Here is a 953-nt window from a genome sequence, read left to right as displayed (position 1 = left end):
GGGCTACAGGCTCAACTGGCGCAACCGGCGATACGGGTGCCACGGGCTCGACTGGAGCTACCGGCGCCACAGGTGCGACCGGCGATACCGGCGCCACAGGTTCAACCGGAGCAACAGGCGCCACGGGTTCAACCGGAGCTACGGGTGCAACTGGTGCCACAGGCGCGACCGGTGATACCGGCGCTACAGGCGCTACAGGTGCGACCGGCGATACTGGAGCCACAGGTTCAACTGGCGCGACCGGTGCCACAGGTGCGACCGGCGATACCGGCGCCACCGGCTCAACTGGCGCAACCGGCGCCACTGGTGCGACTGGCGATACGGGAGCCACGGGTTCAACCGGAGCCACCGGCGCGACTGGCGATACTGGAGCGACAGGTTCGACTGGAGCAACCGGCACCACGGGCGCGACCGGCGCCACCGGTGCGACTGGCGATACGGGCGCCACGGGCTCGACCGGAGCAACCGGAGCCACAGGCGCGACCGGCGATACTGGAGCCACGGGCTCAACTGGAGCGACGGGTGCTACGGGTGCAACCGGTGCCACAGGTGCGACCGGCGATACCGGCGCTACGGGTTCGACCGGAGCCACCGGCGCGACCGGCGATACTGGAGCCACGGGCTCGACTGGAGCGACGGGTGCTACGGGTGCAACCGGCGCCACGGGCGCGACCGGCGATACCGGTGCCACTGGCTCGACTGGAGCAACAGGCGCCACAGGTGCGACCGGCGATACGGGTGCAACTGGCGCCACAGGCGCGACCGGCGATACTGGTGCCACGGGCTCGACCGGAGCAACCGGCGCCACGGGGGCGACCGGCGATACTGGTGCCACGGGTTCGACCGGAGCAACCGGTGCCACAGGCGCAACTGGTGATACAGGCGCCACGGGTTCGACTGGAGCAACCGGCGCCACGGGCGCGACCGGCGATACCGGAGCCACGGGCTCAACT

1 protein-coding gene is annotated in these 953 nt (G+C 70.6%); it reads left to right on the top strand.

Translation table 11 applies throughout. From position 1 onward, the window contains the following. A partial coding sequence (locus C1D09_RS30820; protein WP_208760453.1) for a hypothetical protein occupies positions 1 to 953 on the top strand: 953 nt, incomplete at both ends.

This window comes from Mesorhizobium intechi (assembly GCF_002879535.1).
In the GTDB taxonomy this organism is placed as follows: Bacteria; Pseudomonadota; Alphaproteobacteria; order Rhizobiales; family Rhizobiaceae; genus Mesorhizobium; species Mesorhizobium intechi.
Note: the sequence above shows the minus strand (reverse complement) of the source record. Positions and strands in the feature narration are given on the sequence as shown.